This window comes from Vibrio sp. TRT 1302, from assembly GCF_050113875.1.
Lineage (GTDB): Bacteria > Pseudomonadota > Gammaproteobacteria > Enterobacterales > Vibrionaceae > Vibrio.
The window spans coordinates 21824-37254 of the sequence record NZ_JBNJOF010000015.1 but is presented as its reverse complement, the minus strand read 5'-3'; the positions used below and the strand labels follow the sequence as shown (position 1 = coordinate 37254).

The following is a 15431-nucleotide window of genomic DNA, read 5'->3' as shown; positions in this document are numbered from 1 at the left end:
GATTTTAAAGGTTTATTTTGAAAGTTTATACCTCAATTTACGTTGACAGTAGTCGGTGTGACAACTAAGGTGATTATGAGTTGTCAATCGATGAGGTTTGGTTGTGAATGTAAAAACATTAAATGAACTTTCTTTGCTAAAAACTGCACTGTCAGCGGAATACTCTAACTACCTAGCGCTTGCTGCTGAATCCTCAGTCTCCCCAGGACTTATACAACCAATATTGAATCTTTATGCGGCTTACTGCTACTTGGTTGGACAAGGCAACTACAGTGCATTGGAGATACTGAATGATTCAGGCTCACTTAACGCACACTTTCAGTTGTTCATTGGTTTTGTTTATAGCAATGATGATATCGCCCTTGGGCGCAGATATAGCTTATGTAATCAAATCAAAGCCCTCTTCCGTTACATTGCGCAAGATAAGCATTTGACCTTGAATGAAGTAAGGTTTTCGAGTGTAAAAACCTCCGCAGATGCTTCAAGTTGTCTAACTCAGTTCCAAAAGCTCAATATAGATAAAGCAAAAGCTGACTACCTTAATGGTTGGAAGGTGGTGTCAAAAGAAGGTAAAGAGCATGAGGCTCATCTGGATACGCTTTATGTTAATTTCGGTGAGACGTTTACCAACAAGGTTCATCTTGCTCTTAAAAACTACGCTTTTACACAAAAATCATCATCTCTAAGCAATGCATTAAAAGAACTCAAAAAACTTTTTGTTGGTATCTCCACTGTTTATACCGACCGAGACGGACTGACAATAGAAGCCCTTCTAAGTCGTAACCATGTGCAGCTATTCTTCCACAAGGTGTTTAAAGTGCTATTTGTGCGCTCCCAAGGTGCCCAGCACTGCCCGAAGAGTTTTCACACAAGATGGCGAAATACCATTAACCACTATACTGAGTGCTTTATCAACACAGGTGTTTTTGCTGAGCCTCACAAACCATTTATCGTTCCAGACTGGAAAGCTCCAAAAGATGCAGCGCCTACCTTTTCAATTGGCGGCAGCGCTACGCAGTCAGAAAACCTCAGATGGTTTACTAACATCCCACTCAAAATTAAAGATGAAGAGGCTATTTCAATTATTCAGCAACGTGTAGATAGAGATATGGCGCATATAAAGCATGTGTGTCTCTTGAAATTTGAGGAGCTTTTAGATCGAGAGAATAGAAATAAAGCATTTCAGAGCACAGGTTCAGTCAAACCACTGAGTCGCAATGGCAATAATTCTCAATATCAAAATATTATCGGTGCAGATAGGCTAGAAAATACAGTGGCAACCTTTTATGCACATGGCATCGCTGCAAAAGCTACGGGCTATTTATCATTTTTGGGGTATCACGGTAAATCTAGTCAACTCATCACCGAGTTAAATTTACCAACTAACTCAACACTAAATGTTCTTTTGACGCTTCTTGTGATGGAGCATCCACTGATAACCCCCTCTTGGTTAGAAAAGTGGGATTTATTTGATGTGAATGGCAATCAGGTTGGTTTCAAGCAAGTGGGTAATCAGCACATTGCGGTCAGTTACAAACCCCGCAAGGGAGCGACCAACGCGCAGCAAGAAGTGGTGCTCAATGAGTTTTCTAAATCTATAGTTGAGTTCTTGATAAAGCATACTCGTATGAGCCGTGAGCACCTAAAGCAGAAAGGGGATGTGAATTGGCGAAAGATGATTTTGACTGCAACCGCTACTAATGCAATACGTCAAGCTCAACTCAATACCACTCTTCATTCTGCAAATGATTTTTATGATTGGCTTCAAGATAAGTCGTTCTTTGATATGAGTAGCGATATCACCTTGAAAGATGCTAAGGCTATTTCTGACATTCATTCATTACGCTCAATCAGACGACACAGAGGCTTTCAAATTTACTTGGAAACACGCTCAATGGATGCCGCTGCCGAGGCGCTTGGCCATGAAAAGAAAAATGCGAGACTACTGGCATCTTACCTTCCTAAACCACTCATGGACTTCTTTAACGCACGTTGGATACGTCAGTTCCAGAACGCTATTTTACTTGAAGCCATGAAAGATTCAGTACATCTACTTGATGCTGTAAACATGAGCGCTCAAGATATCGAAGAGTTCTTGAACAACCACGGCATCAGCAATATTCCTGAGCATTTCGATCATGGTTTTACTCAGCAAACGAACACTGATAATGAAAGTTCTGAATCATTAGAATTTGACCAGTTGACATACACCATCTCGACATCTCTTTTGCAGTTATTAATGGCGATACGCCTTGTCGTTGAGAGTAGTGATAATGGGGAATCTTTTTTAGATATTGTGACTCACTGGTATCAATCAGCAGTTTTTATTTTAGATACCCTAAGTTCAGGCAAACATAGTGCTGATGATGATCTTATGAGAATGCTTGATATTGCAACTAATAACAGTCTAAACACTGACTCAATCAAGGGAGCGCTGCTATGTTAAGTATTGCTATCGACAATTCCTCTATTGCTAACCTCATTGAACGCATCGTGTTAGACCATTCGCTTTTGGATGGTCTTAGTTCAGAAACTCTTGAAGATATTATCAATTTCTCAGTGGCAAATGATGACTATCGAGCTTTAGATATCATTACGAACATCCATACAGGCATCTACGGTTACGATGACAGACAGCCCGAATGGTTAGAGTCCAGTTTTTCTGCAAAAAAATGGGTACTAAGATTTGGCAAAACCCCAAAAACGATACACTGGGAAACGGTTTACTTGGATGATGGTAAGAAACTAACGGATACAAGGCATCAAAAGTTATTAAACAGTTTCAAATACTGGATCACAGCAGCAGACAACCCACTTGAAAATGGTGGGAAGATTATTAGCCCAAAAACGGCTTATCAAAAAGTTATCAAGGTAATCGCTCTCATCAATGCTATCTTGCTGCACTCGAAAGAATTGAAACTAGCAAAATATCATCTCCTGAATGTGAATGATGACTTCTGGCTGAACATCTTGACGAAATACGCCGAGCACGGAAATTTTCAAGGTGTGTATGAGATTGAGAAGCGCACTCAGGTATTACTTGATTACGCTTCTCAGAGTGTTTCTGATGCCGATGCACAAACGTTTAAAGAGAGGTTTCCCTACGTTACAGAAGACATGGTGCAAGATGAAAGTTTCTTATTTCTAGTAGAGAGAGAAAAGGCGTGCGCTTGGCTCTTTGAACAAGGCTATTATCAAGATGCTAAAGAGTTCATTAAATACAGTGGCAACTCTGCTGTGCTCAGGAAGCTGCTATTTGATGGTAAGATGCTATATCACGACATTAATGCTCCCCGTTATCTCGAACTTCACTTGAAAGAGCCAACGCGAAACTCAGAGTATCGTGCGGTTGAGAATCGAGACACCTCAACAGGCACGAGTGAAAAGGCTATCTCGAAATACATTGAAGTAATTCAATTGATATATACCAACCTTGAGCGTGAAGATGCTGCCAGTCCTTCAATCTTGTCCGAGCGTGTCAGTTCAGGTCTCATTAGTCAGTTAGTTAACCTAAAAAGAGTGGGACGCACCAGAACCCTGCCGCCTACCTTTGTGTTTAATTTAATTCGTCAGAGCTATGAGTTTGCCAAAAAGCATCTACCTACAGAGGAAGGCACTGTTACTTTACTGGATGAAATATTAAAGCTGCTGTCTGAAGCAAGAAGCAAATCTGCTAAACAAGCTTCCAACACACTCCGCCCATCTGAAAAATCCAAAGCTTGGAATGAAGAGTTGCATCGAGAGATGTCTGGCTCAGAGCGAGGTTACTGGTTGCAAACGGAGGCGATCAATTGCCTGAGTAGTGAATACCTGAAAAAAGGGATAAAGCAGGTTAAAGGCTTTGCTGATAGCGTTGAAAATCGCTTTGAGCGGATTCGAGCCAACGAGAGCTTATTTGACTTGTTCTCTGTGCTGCAAGGCGCAATACAGGTCTTGGTGGGGGCAATCATGGCTCGAAGACAAGATGAATTAATCAAGTTGAAGCCACATGGCAACCTATCACCTAGCAACATAAATCCCTTTTCAAAAGAAGGTGAAAACGTAGATTACAATTTGATATTTAGGGCAAAAAAGACAGGCTCAAAAGGGGAAAATGAAACCATAGAGAGACCTATTCACTCATCTATCGCCAAGTTCATCTGGCAACTGGAACAATTCAACATAAAGGCAAGTGAATTGAATCTATCTATAGGAAAACTTTCTCTATTTAACAATTTAGACTCAAGTCGTTGCCTTTTAAGTCAGACAGCACATACAACCTATAATGCGCACCTTGATGCCTTATGTGATTACCTAGAAACGGACTTGGTGCAATATGACAACGGTGAGTACCGCCGTAATTACGTTCGTCAGCACCAACTGAGACGTTTCTTTGCGATGGCATTCTTCTGGTCTAAAGGGTTCGATGGTATGGATGCCCTGCGTTGGATGCTCGCACATTCAGATATGGAACATCTGTACCACTATATCTCAGAATCAGAAACAGGTGCGGTACTAAATGGAGCTAAAGCCAGTGTAATTGTTCGTGGTGTGGTTGATTCCACCTCTGAGCTTGCCAAGCTCGATGGAATTGAAGAGGTTCGCAAAATTATTGCAGAGCGAATGACGGGTGATAGTTCAACGCCGATCACTATAGAGTCAGTGAGCGAAGCCGCGGAAGACTACGATGATGAGTCCTATCTAACCATTCCTCACATCAGCCAAATTCAAAAAGAGCAGGATATTGAGACAGAGGTTCTCCACCTTTTGGAGGAGGGGCGTATCACGCTGGAGCCAGAGTTCTTCACCGTAGATGATTGCGATGGCAACGCCACTCAAACCTTTAATCTTATTTTAAAAATCAAAGACCTTGATTAAGGATTAGAAACATGAAAGTTCTGGAGAAAAACCAAGTCAAGGTGCTTGAAACAGAAAAGCTTTTGAGAGAAATAATCACAACTCCCGCTGAGTTTAAAGATGATGAAGAGCTAGTTATTGCTCTCAAATCTCAATCGGCTATCGCTAAATATCAGAACCAAGAGCGGAACATTGCCCCGTGCTCATTAAACACGGTCAAAAACATCTCAGAGGCTCTTCTAGAGAGGGGCTTCTTATCCTTAGATGAGCTGCGCATTCATGCAAAAAGGGCGATAGAGAATGCGAATGGTGAGGAAAGTGCCACCAAAGGTAATAAACAAAGCAAAGCGGGTTTGAAGCGAAGAGTTGCCGAGCTTGAGTCAGAGCTTGATGTTGCACGGCGTAGCAATTCTTTACTGACCGCTATGGTTACAGAATTGCGCTCTAAACTAAAACAACTAGCGAATTATGAAGGAACAGTAGAAGTGCGGCAGGAGCTTTACAGAGAGCATAGTAGAAAGATTGAAGCTCAGATGAATTACACACTGAATGGAGAGGTTTGATGGCGGTTCATAAACTCAAAGGTTTTGAACAATGGAGCCATCTTGGGTTTGATGGCAAGCTTATCTTTCGTAAGCCTTTAGACATCCCATTCATTACTTACAGTAATCATGCACCTTGCTATGAAGCCAATGCCTACATACAGATGATGGCACGGAGAAACCGAAAAGGAGATACTCTTCGCGGATATGCATACGATATTATTCATTTGGTGCATTTTATTGAAAAGCAGCCGATGTTGAGTCGATTTAGCCAGCTTACCGATGCCACATTTACGCTTTTTATTCAATGTTTGCAGGTGGAAAGAACCTCTCTTGGTGAACTGGTACGCAAGAATAATTCGGTTATAAAGATAGCCCATACCTGTCTTGAATTCTTGAAGTTTGTCCAAGACTTTCATGATTTGAGTTACTTTATTGGCGCGGATAAAGCTAATTCAATTCAGTTGATCGAAAAGCCTTTTAAAACCAAATTGGAAGGTAAAAAAGGGTTTAAAGAGGGTGTCAAAGTCACCCATGCAGCGGTGCCAACAAAAGATGAAGTCAAGAGACGCCATCCTGTTTCTCAAGATGATGCTTTGCGGGTGTGGGAGTATATAAAGACTCAGAAAAGCAAAGACAAGCGCAAAAGAGATATAGCGATATATACAGCGATGGAGCAATTAGGTGGTCGAGTAACGGAACTTCATTTGATTAAAATGAGCCATTACGAAGAGGCTAAACGCACTTGTATGCTCACTCTTACCACCCTGAAGCGTCAGGATGACATCACTAGCCGAAAGATTCCCGTACCACACGTTTTATTATCTGTAATTGGGGATTACATCAAATATCGCAAGAAGGTCATGAGGAAGAAGAAAGTCCAACATGACTACCTCTTTATTAGTTTAACCACAGGTCAGCCCTTCTCTGCTGATTCATGGACAACGTACATGAACCGATGGAAGAAAGAGCTTGGTATTGAGGGGGAGTTGCATCCACATCTCTGGAGACACGCATTCATCACAGATAAGCTTAAGGAGCTAATCCTCACTACCAAAGAAGTGAATGATAAAGATGATTTCCGAAAACATCTGCTTCATACCCAAACCTTTAAAATGCAGCTTCAGCAGTGGACTGGTCACACAATGCTTAGCTCTTTGGACACCTACATTGATCTAGCCTTCGCTGATATTCATGGCTATACAAAGGTCTATGATGCCGTTTCTCTTAAGTCGAGTGTTGAGCTTGCTAAACGTCAGTTAGAGATGGTGGAGGAGCAGATAGCAAGAAAGGAGCTAACATCTACTGCTGCGCTCGTTGAGATCAATAGATTGTTGGAAGCTTTTCAGTCTGATATCGATAGATGTACTGTATCTTCGAGACAATAAAGCTCGATACTCATTTTTGATACGCTGGTTGCTTGGGATACTAAGCCCTTTCTAGAGGGCTTTAATGGGATAATCAGCAATTAGACAGGTGCCTATTAATGGCTTTTTTGCATTCTAAGGTAAAGCGTCCCCCCATATCCCTATCAACCTCAAACCTTTGCTTTTCTGAATCTATAAACTTCACGGTAGCCTTTATATTTTCACCTTCACCGCTTAAAGTCAGTGTCAAAGTATGCTCATCAACTTCGACATAACTAAGAGTGAGGTTATTCTCTCCAGATTGATTGTAAATGTCGTATTTCGGATAGTCGTCATCGACCTGAACTACACCGATGTTATTGTTTTCGTCTAGTAGAGGCTCAAGAACAATATCCTGAATAACCTGACAAGCTAAGAGATACAAGGGGGAGCCTTGTGCTTGTTTTATAATAGATCTTAGTTGGATACTTCTATGCAAGCCACCGCATGTTGCCCCTTCACTACTGGTAACTAGGCTCTCTGCTATTTCATTGGCGGCAGCAAACATGTTTTGTATATCTTCTTGTGAATTGGAACTTTCGGTTGATGGGGTATCAACCACGCGATTCACAATGGGGGCTAATTCTCCCCCTAAAAAGTTTGTTAGATGTAGAGTTTCAAAAAAAGCGTCTCGGTAGGCATTAACATCAGAACGATCTAGGTCAATCACCTTCATCCCTGTTTCGTAATGAAGAGTCAGTACACACTGATTTAGATACTGCATTAACTGAATGATCAGGCTTTCTTTTATATGTCTGTTCGGTGCCGCTTTGGCTTCTTCTTTTTGTAGTAGGTTTAGAGCTTCTTCTAGCAACCTTTCGGTATTTGCAAAGTAGTAGTCAAAGGCTCGTATTGCCTCATCGCAGATACTTAATTCTCCACGTTGTATTAGGCGATCTTCTGCGTACACCTTGGAGTGTATTGCTGGCAAGTCTTCTGTGGTAATAAAGGTGAATGAACGGTCAGAGGCTAATTTTCCAAATTGCTTAATCAAAAGGTGTTCACTGGCAGCATACTCTTCTCTGAGGTGTCTATTGATGACTTGCTGCTCTTCCAGTTCGGATGGCTTATTTGAAAGGTGTGCTACCAGCCATTGAATTAATATCATAAAACAGGAAGTGAGGAGAGCCAGCGCAACCTTATAGGTTTCCATTATTTCTTTTAACCCTTCTGAGAAACCAGAGATATTTTGAGCCATAGAAACCAATGTAAAAACAGCAAGTAGAGTGAGCGATGGCAACACCCAGAACCATATAGATTTGTATGGTGGTAACCTTTTTGCCTTACTCTTTATTGTACTCATTAACTCTTCCTAATCAGTAGATTACGTACTAGCTTACTCTATAGAGTTCGTGACAACCAGCGATCGCAATTTGGTTCAACTATATCTATATCACTGCCGATGTTAAGCCAAATGAGTAGCCAACCCACTATATGGGTATGACATCGATAAGATGTTTACTGATGGGTGTCTAGCAAGTAGAAAGGGGATCTGAGGTGCATCCTCAAATCCCCATAATCTGTCTACCCATTGAGCCAGTGAACACTCAATGATTTGAACTCACCCTTGACTCGGCTCATTTATTGATTTGAATAAATGCCTTATTCGAATCACCTTTTGATTTAATTAGCTGTTCGCGCCTTTGCTCTCATTAGTCTTTCCATTTCATCGTGCATAGAAGTCTGCCTCCAAGCTCTTAATTTGAGGATAGTTGTAGCATCGAGCATTATTGCGCTGCGCTACCATCTGAATAGCTTCAATCAACGCCTTGTCCCTAGTAACGATGGCGATTTCATGTTGGTTGTCACCCTTTAGTTTTTTTGAACGCATCAGCAGCTTAGTAAGCAAGTACAACAACATAAAGTCGCTTGAGTTTTTGAAAACAGGGGCAACTTTGCCTAAAGGCTTTCCTGTCGGTGTTTTGGGGAGCTTTGCTGAATGGTTTGCAACAGCAATGTACTTAATGGCACCTTGACCTCCATTTGAGAACGTATATCCATCTGCCCTTATACAATCACAATCAAGTAATACGATTTTCATCTCTTACCTCCCTTGTATGAAAAATGCACATTAACTGTATATGTGTACATGCAAATATTCAATATACTTTCAATTCCCCTTTAAATAAAAGCAAATCAGATAGTTAGGTTGCAAAAATATACATTTTACAAATAATGCTTTGGTAGTCATTTTTTGGATGGGAGTGTTGTTTTAAGTTATTGATATAAAATGATTAGTATGAATTATTAAACGATTTAATAATTGCCATCACATATTGTCGTGGTGCCTAAATTCACTATGCCCTCAAGCTTGGTGTCGTAGCTCTTCTCTCTCCCAAAGCTATATGTGGAGGCAATGAATTTCTCCTAATATAGATAATAGTTAATTAAGCCAAATAACGGTTAAAAAAACAAAAAAAGCCTTAATATCAACATCTTTCATTGGCATCCGAGAAAATTCATCAAAATTCACTACGATTTGATGAAAAGAATAACTAATCCGTGACTAAAGTGCTTTTGTCCCAAAGCGATGTGTGCTGTCACTAGTAGTGGTATGCAACGAATCAATAAGCTATGACACCAATTTCGATAAGCGGGTACATAGGTTTCGATAAACTGGTACTGTCTGCGCTGCCTGTATAGCCATCGCGCAAACTGTTATACCCAAAAACGCAAACTGTTATACCCAAAAACGCAGAGTGGTATATCGAATCGATAAACTGTCCCTAAGCGATGTGTGGCGCCACTAGTAGTTAGTGGTATACATCGAATCAAAACTATGACGTCAATGGTGGCAGCGGATACTGTCAAAAGCGCCCCAACTTTTCGGAAATAACTTTTAGTGTGAACTTAGGCTCATCATTGAGCTAATACGCATGCAATCTAAATTAGTTTAACTTTTTGATGTAAAAGAATTAGTTTAAATTATTAAACGATTTAATAATTATTACCCTAAGCCTTCAAATAGCAAATGGACTAAAAAGCGTTGAATTGTCTGAGCAAAGGTGGCGTTAATGCGGCAACTCGCGACTAAAAGCTATTACGTACTTCACCGCCTCTCTCAATACAAGTTCATTAAAGTTGATCGTTAGGTTTGCATCGGTCAATACAATAATCAAAAGTATGTCATCGCCCATCAAGTCGTTCATTAAATGCCAATCGATTTCTGCGGAATCGGTTCGCATCAATGCTTGACTCATCATATCAAAAAGATCGTCTAAACATTTGTCACAATCCAGTTTTGCTCGATGGATTTGGGCTAGAAGGAAGGTCTTTGTATTCATACCACTAGGGTAGTGACTTCTGAACATCACTAAGTATGAGATTCGACGGATATATTGTGACCTTTTACAAATTTCTGGTTAGCCAAGGCAGATCAGAGTGCCGCATGTGAAGGTTTTTGGGCAGAAACGTGTCAGTGATTTTGCTGAATTAGAAAAATACGGATTAGTTTACGTATACCTGACCACTAAGTATGTGATAACTACAAAAATGCCCTGTAACTCAACAGGGCATTATTCGATAACAAAAATATTTGATAGCAATTAGTATTAGTCTAATAAAACAGCTACTCGTACCAAGAACGGTTATCAATATCTATGTGATTTTCTGGTATATCAACATCTTCAAAGTTGGCAATGGAAGCGAATGCTTTGAAGTTGAAGGGAAAGTCAGTATCTAAAGAAGCCCCATCACCATCTCTCCAATCAGATCTGGAACCCCACTCTAGAGTACAATATGCAGTGCCGCCGCCGTTTATCTCAATTGATTGGCTAGTGATTTTTTCAACTGAGTAGTCTTCTAACTCAAGGTAGTTGACCATTCCGTGTGAGGACAGTATGTCTAAGCCTTCCATTGTTCTTTCTATTGAGGCGTTGATTACAGCATCATTCAAGTGTTCTTCTATCTTCCAAAGTATCTCGCGTCTACAATCTTCTATCAGAGTCAAGATATCACTGGTCAGAGCTAAGATATTCTTTGACTGTTCTTCACAGTCTTTCTCACTCGCGTTAAAATATTTATCAGACCTAACATGAGTGTACTTACTTAGCGCGTTAAACTTTTTACTGAAGCTTTTTAAGGTTTCGGCTAATAGGTCATCCTCCTCATCTTCCACTTCCAATATAGTTTCTCGAACATATTCTGGAGACATTCCTCCACAGATTGCGTATGTGACTCGTTGAACTCTAGTTACATCTGTATTTGGATCTTGGACAAACCAACGGCATCTTTTGATATCTTCGTCACTAGAATACTTGCTAAGTATTAACCCTATAACTTCACGCATACAGTATGCAAAGTTGTTTAACCTCAGCGGGTTACCGTGATCAGACAGGTTTCTTAGAGACGCCAAAAAAAGGCTCTTCTCAAATCCAACATCAAGGTGGGATAAAATCTTATCGGAACAGAGGTCAGCCTTAAGATGCTTATAGATAGCCGTTCTTTTACTTTGAGGTATAACAGCATAAGTACGCCTTTGTACCTTTGCCATTCTCTTCCGCTTTTGCTTTATATAGTTGATCATTAAGTTCCCAATTTTTGTTTGTGGCAAATATCAAAGCCAATCCTGTGGTTGCTGACTCGAAGATGAACAGGAGCACCTTCGAATCAAAGAAGGTTATATTTCTGTTCCCGCTCTTTGAAGGCACTGATACCCCCCTCAAGGATATGGCAAACATGCTGTCGAATGCCTAACTCATCAAGTGATTGGTAGTCGTAGCTGTTATCACACCTCAAGCTATGCTCTAGGCTGCCGCCAAGATATTCAAATTGGTGTATGCCTGCTATTCCTGACTGCCCTCGTTGATCTGCAATAACAACACACTCTGCATCTGCTGCAACTACTAGGTTTGCGTTGTGTGTCACCATTATAATCTGTCTCTTACTCTTACATTTACGAACGAAGTCTTTAAGTTCTGAGTAAATCGTTCTGTTATCTAAGTTATCCTCTGGCTGGTCAATCAATATTGGGTGCGTTGAGTTACTAAGCTCAAGCATCAAACTGAGTAAGACCAAGCCACGTTTGCCCGGTGACATATGTACAATGCTGTCGTTCTTATAAGTAACAAGGAAGTCGATACCGAAGTAGTCAGCGTAAAGGAGCCTGTAAGCATCTTTAAGGCTCTGGTTCTTGCGCAAGGTAGGGGATTGACTGCCTCTAATTGTATTGGCGGTCTTCTCTACAAACGCAGCGTGAGTATCAATGTCAAAATGGTAGTCACCGTTTTCATCCTGAACATCATCGACTACCGTGCGAATTGCCCCTGACTTGTGGTAGCAACTGACAAACGAATCAAACTTGCTAGCATCGACAACAACCTTTGCCTCAATCTTTATGTCGTCATCCATTTGGTGCTCACTGACTTTGGTACAGTGAGATTTGTATAGATTTATTAACGAACTGAACTGCTCATTTAGTTCCTTTATACACTCTTCACCTTTCTTGGTAATTGCCTCAAGCTCTTTAAGTTTGACATTGATTTTTGCAAGCTTCTCTCGCTCAACCTTGAGTTGCTTATTCAGTTGTTCAAGGGCAGCTTTGTCTTTCACGTTTTCTTCAAGAGGTTTCAGTTCATGCTCTACTCCCTCAAGCTTGTCGTTTAGTGCTGTCAATCTATCGGGGATCGAATCTAGCTTTCGATTCGCCTTGTCCTTGGTTGAAGTAAAGCCTTCTGCCAAGTCTTGTTGCATCGAATCAAGTAAGCCTTTGAGAACCGTTGATTGTGCAATTAACCCTGAGTCTTGTTGTAGCTGATCTCGAATCGCGTCAATCCATTGTTCTTGTCGATTATCAATACTCTCTATGAATTTTCGTAAGCCAGACTGAATATACGTAAGCCTGTCTTTTGCCCTAATAACGCACTGTCTTTTATGAACTAGGTAGGCGTAATACTTCTCTTGTTCTTCTGTCCATTTAGATTTGTCTCGAATCTCCTTTGCTCTCACTTCAAGTGCTGCAATTTCATTTTTAACAGACTTATCGTTACCAATTTCATTGAGTTCACTGAGTAGCTTTTGATACTCACTAATCAGTAGGAATCGAGTGTCAATTTTGTCATTAATAGATGAGTTGACTGTGCGTACCCTATTCTCAAGAGCATTAACGAAGTCTTTGTATTGCTCATCTTGAAGAAGAGTTTTAGATACCAACTCGTTTAAATCATCTCGACCATCTTTATCAGCCAATTGGTTGATGTAAAGTTGAGGTATATAGGTGATAGCCTTTGCTTGGTCGTCAGCATCAGACAGCCTAGACACTTCATTATTCGACCATTCAACCTCGAAATCTAAATTAGGAATGTCACTGTAGGTTGATGACTTTGATAGCTCTACTCTGGTTGAGACTTCGCTAGGGTTGATAGCCTTCGCAATGTGGTACAGAAGCATTGATTTACCGGAAGACTTACCACCAATGATTGTGTTCAGGTCTTTGTTAAGAGGTATCCACTTATTCGAAAACTTATTAGCACCAGAATTATCAATGTATCTTACTTGTTTGATAGTTTGATATTCAGCTTTCGTTTCTGGGGAAAGTTCACCAATAAATGCACGGTCAGGCTCAAAAACAACCTGTTTTAGGCCATTGAACGTAGGGTCAGCCTTAATCCAACAGTATCTCTTTTGGTCTGGTTCAAACAGTTTGTCGATAGAATGTGCGTCCGAGCCATGAACACAAGGTACGAGACGACCAAGTTCACTTACAATATCTTCTCTGCTCTTAGTACCTTGACCCGTAAAGTATTTAATGTCGCTTGGTGTGGCTGAAAATACCATGTCGATAAACTGGTAGATGTCTTTCTTTAAGCCTGTAAACCCACCGTCTCTAATACCGGACACACCATCATTAGAACCATTAGCTGCAACAACTATGGAGTTTTCTTTTAACCACTTCTCTCCGCTGTACCATTTCTTGAGTACATCGTAAGACGGTTTGAAGTTATTAATACCTTCTCTTAATGACGTTCTATCGCAGTGGGCTGTCTTTGGATACAACGCTCGACCATAGCTCATTAACTGGTCTTCAGAGCAAGCATAGTTTTGACCGTGATGGTCTATGAACAAACGACTGAGAGCGTTCTTGATTTCAGCTATATGATGTGTGGAATCAGGATTAACGAGTATATGGATGTTTATACCTTTATGTTTTTCGGTATTGGGGGTAATCCTAAACTCAATATTGGGGATAACTGTTTCGATGTTTTTCATTCGCCCATGTTGGCGGTACTCCACAACCTTTTCATAACCAGATATAGAGCAATAATCTGTTATACCAATTACAGCAACACCAGAGTCAGATTGCTCGATGGCTGCGATGTAACCATCCCAATCACCTTTAAATTGTGTCTCTAATACTGAATCGGGAGTGTGTACATGAAGATCCCATCGTCTCCACTCTGAACCGTGTTCGTACAAGCGCATTTAATTTTCACCAACCTAAAAAATTTTATGAAATTTATCACATAACATACAAAATTAAGCTTGATGTCGGTCACACGTTGATTGAAATGCTACTAACGTGATTGGCTATGTAGGTGGTGATTTTGGGTCGGGGTCAAATGATGCCTAAGAAGGTAATGGGACAAGCCTTGCGTTTTGCCACGCATTACTTTTGTACATCAAAACTAGCTGAGTAACTGGAACGTATTTAGAAACGTAACAAACTTTGGGGCAAAACGGTGTTAGCGATGAGCGCACTGGCACACCTCTTGGCATTAGTAATTTAATGTGGTGGTCATGATTAAGGGGTGTTCCTCTCTCGATCTGAGTTCAGTGAGTGAGTTGTTACAGCTAACGACTAAGTGAATATCCATTCATGATGAGGAGTTAGATAAAGAAGTCAGATTGAATAGGTAACACTGATGGTTGCTCGGCTAAAAACTAGATGCAGCCACCTATCGTTTCGCTAGCATCTGAAGCAATGTGTCCCACTAACCCTGACAAGATCACTAGTATCTAATTGATAACATTTCTAACTTAAAACCGGTATTAGGAAAATGCCAGAATTTGAACGCAAAGTGTTGGATTCTTTGCGGGAACCTCTTGAGTCTGGTGAAATTATTATTTCACGCGCGCAAGGGAAAACGCGATTTCCGGCACGATTTCAGTTGGTTGGCGCTTTGAACCCTAGTCCTACGGGGTATTACGAGGGCAATTTATCTCGAGCTAACCCACAAGTTATTTTGCGTTATTTGAGTCGTTTGTCCGGGCCTTTACTTGACCGATTTGATATGTCGTTGGAAATCCCTGCCTTACCAAAGGGGACACTAGCAGAGGGGGGTGATAGAGGAGAGTCGACCTCGGTTGTCAAACAGCGTGTGTTGCTAGCGCGTGAAAAAATGCTCTCGCGTGCCAACAAGGTTAACGCTTTACTCACTAGTCGAGAAATCGAGAGTTATTGTCCACTGCAAAAGCAGGATGCGCAGTTTCTAGAAAATGCTTTGCATCGATTGGGTCTATCGATTCGTGCGTATCACCGAATCATTAAAGTCGCCCGTACCATTGCTGATTTAGAAGGTTCACCTCAAATAGAGCGTAATCATCTTGCTGAGGCTCTTGGTTATCGTTCTATGGACCGATTGCTGCGACAACTTACCGCACAAGCGGTATAGATTGAATGGAAGCCCACGGAAGGTGCTCCGTGGGCTTC

At 40.9% G+C, this 15431-nt stretch carries 9 protein-coding genes and 1 pseudogene; 5 read left to right on the top strand and 5 right to left on the bottom strand.

Annotated features, from left to right (window positions below):
* Window positions 1–103: 103 nt before the first annotated feature.
* Genes ACQEXP_RS15710 through ACQEXP_RS15695 form a run of 4 tightly spaced genes read left to right on the top strand, consistent with a single transcriptional unit; the run spans window position 104 to window position 6766 of the window.
* The gene (locus ACQEXP_RS15710) at window positions 104–2446 is read left to right on the top strand and encodes a hypothetical protein (RefSeq protein ID WP_426970880.1); all 2343 of its coding nucleotides are present in this window, start codon (window positions 104–106) and stop codon (window positions 2444–2446) included.
* Entirely contained in the window at window positions 2440–4857 is a 2418-nt protein-coding gene (locus ACQEXP_RS15705) for an integrase (protein WP_426970878.1), read from the top strand. The genes ACQEXP_RS15710 and ACQEXP_RS15705 overlap by 7 nt, the downstream gene beginning before the upstream one ends.
* Window positions 4858–4868: 11 nt before the next feature.
* On the top strand, window positions 4869–5399 hold the full coding sequence (locus ACQEXP_RS15700) for a hypothetical protein (protein WP_426970876.1): 531 nt from the start codon (window positions 4869–4871) through the stop codon (window positions 5397–5399).
* Window positions 5399–6766 carry a tyrosine-type recombinase/integrase gene (locus ACQEXP_RS15695; RefSeq protein ID WP_426970875.1) on the top strand — a complete coding sequence of 456 codons (1368 nt, stop codon included), beginning with the start codon at window positions 5399–5401 and terminating at the stop codon, window positions 6764–6766. Before ACQEXP_RS15700 ends, ACQEXP_RS15695 begins: the two co-directional genes overlap by 1 nt.
* A 73-nt stretch (window positions 6767–6839) precedes the next feature.
* On the opposite strand, the gene ACQEXP_RS15690 is transcribed toward ACQEXP_RS15695, so the two are convergent.
* The 5 genes from ACQEXP_RS15690 to ACQEXP_RS15670 form a co-directional block, all read right to left on the bottom strand.
* On the bottom strand, window positions 6840–8087 hold the full coding sequence (locus ACQEXP_RS15690; RefSeq protein WP_426970873.1) for a hypothetical protein: 1248 nt from the start codon (window positions 8085–8087) through the stop codon (window positions 6840–6842).
* A 363-nt stretch (window positions 8088–8450) separates the two neighbouring features.
* Window positions 8451–8825, bottom strand: coding sequence for a hypothetical protein (locus ACQEXP_RS15685; RefSeq protein WP_426970871.1), 375 nt, complete (start codon window positions 8823–8825; stop codon window positions 8451–8453).
* A gap of 970 nt (window positions 8826–9795) precedes the next feature.
* The gene (locus ACQEXP_RS15680; protein WP_426970869.1) at window positions 9796–9987 is read right to left on the bottom strand and encodes a hypothetical protein; all 192 of its coding nucleotides are present in this window, start codon (window positions 9985–9987) and stop codon (window positions 9796–9798) included.
* 365 nt (window positions 9988–10352) lie between these two features.
* Window positions 10353–11276: a hypothetical protein gene (locus ACQEXP_RS15675; protein ID WP_426970867.1), complete on the bottom strand. Its 924-nt coding sequence runs from the start codon at window positions 11274–11276 to the stop codon at window positions 10353–10355.
* Between the two features lie 116 nt (window positions 11277–11392).
* Entirely contained in the window at window positions 11393–14203 is a 2811-nt protein-coding gene (locus ACQEXP_RS15670; protein WP_426970865.1) for a TrlF family AAA-like ATPase, read from the bottom strand.
* Window positions 14204–14775: 572 nt separating this feature from the next.
* On the opposite strand from ACQEXP_RS15670, the pseudogene ACQEXP_RS15665 reads away from it, so the two are divergent.
* Window positions 14776–15393, top strand: a pseudogene (locus tag ACQEXP_RS15665) (ATP-binding protein); the annotation flags it as partial.
* Window positions 15394–15431 lie beyond the last annotated feature (38 nt).

What these genes read in the sequence shown, in the direction of transcription:
- ACQEXP_RS15705 (WP_426970878.1), top strand. Translation starts at nt 2,440, where the DNA reads ATGTTAAGTATTGCTATCGACAATTCCTCTATTGCTAACCTCATTGAA.
- ACQEXP_RS15700 (WP_426970876.1), top strand. Translation starts at nt 4,869, where the DNA reads ATGAAAGTTCTGGAGAAAAACCAAGTCAAGGTGCTTGAAACAGAAAAG.
- ACQEXP_RS15695 (WP_426970875.1), top strand. Translation starts at nt 5,399, where the DNA reads ATGGCGGTTCATAAACTCAAAGGTTTTGAACAATGGAGCCATCTTGGG.
- ACQEXP_RS15690 (WP_426970873.1), bottom strand. Translation starts at nt 8,087, where the DNA reads ATGAGTACAATAAAGAGTAAGGCAAAAAGGTTACCACCATACAAATCT.
- ACQEXP_RS15685 (WP_426970871.1), bottom strand. Translation starts at nt 8,825, where the DNA reads ATGAAAATCGTATTACTTGATTGTGATTGTATAAGGGCAGATGGATAT.
- ACQEXP_RS15680 (WP_426970869.1), bottom strand. Translation starts at nt 9,987, where the DNA reads ATGATGAGTCAAGCATTGATGCGAACCGATTCCGCAGAAATCGATTGG.
- ACQEXP_RS15675 (WP_426970867.1), bottom strand. Translation starts at nt 11,276, where the DNA reads ATGGCAAAGGTACAAAGGCGTACTTATGCTGTTATACCTCAAAGTAAA.
- ACQEXP_RS15670 (WP_426970865.1), bottom strand. Translation starts at nt 14,203, where the DNA reads ATGCGCTTGTACGAACACGGTTCAGAGTGGAGACGATGGGATCTTCAT.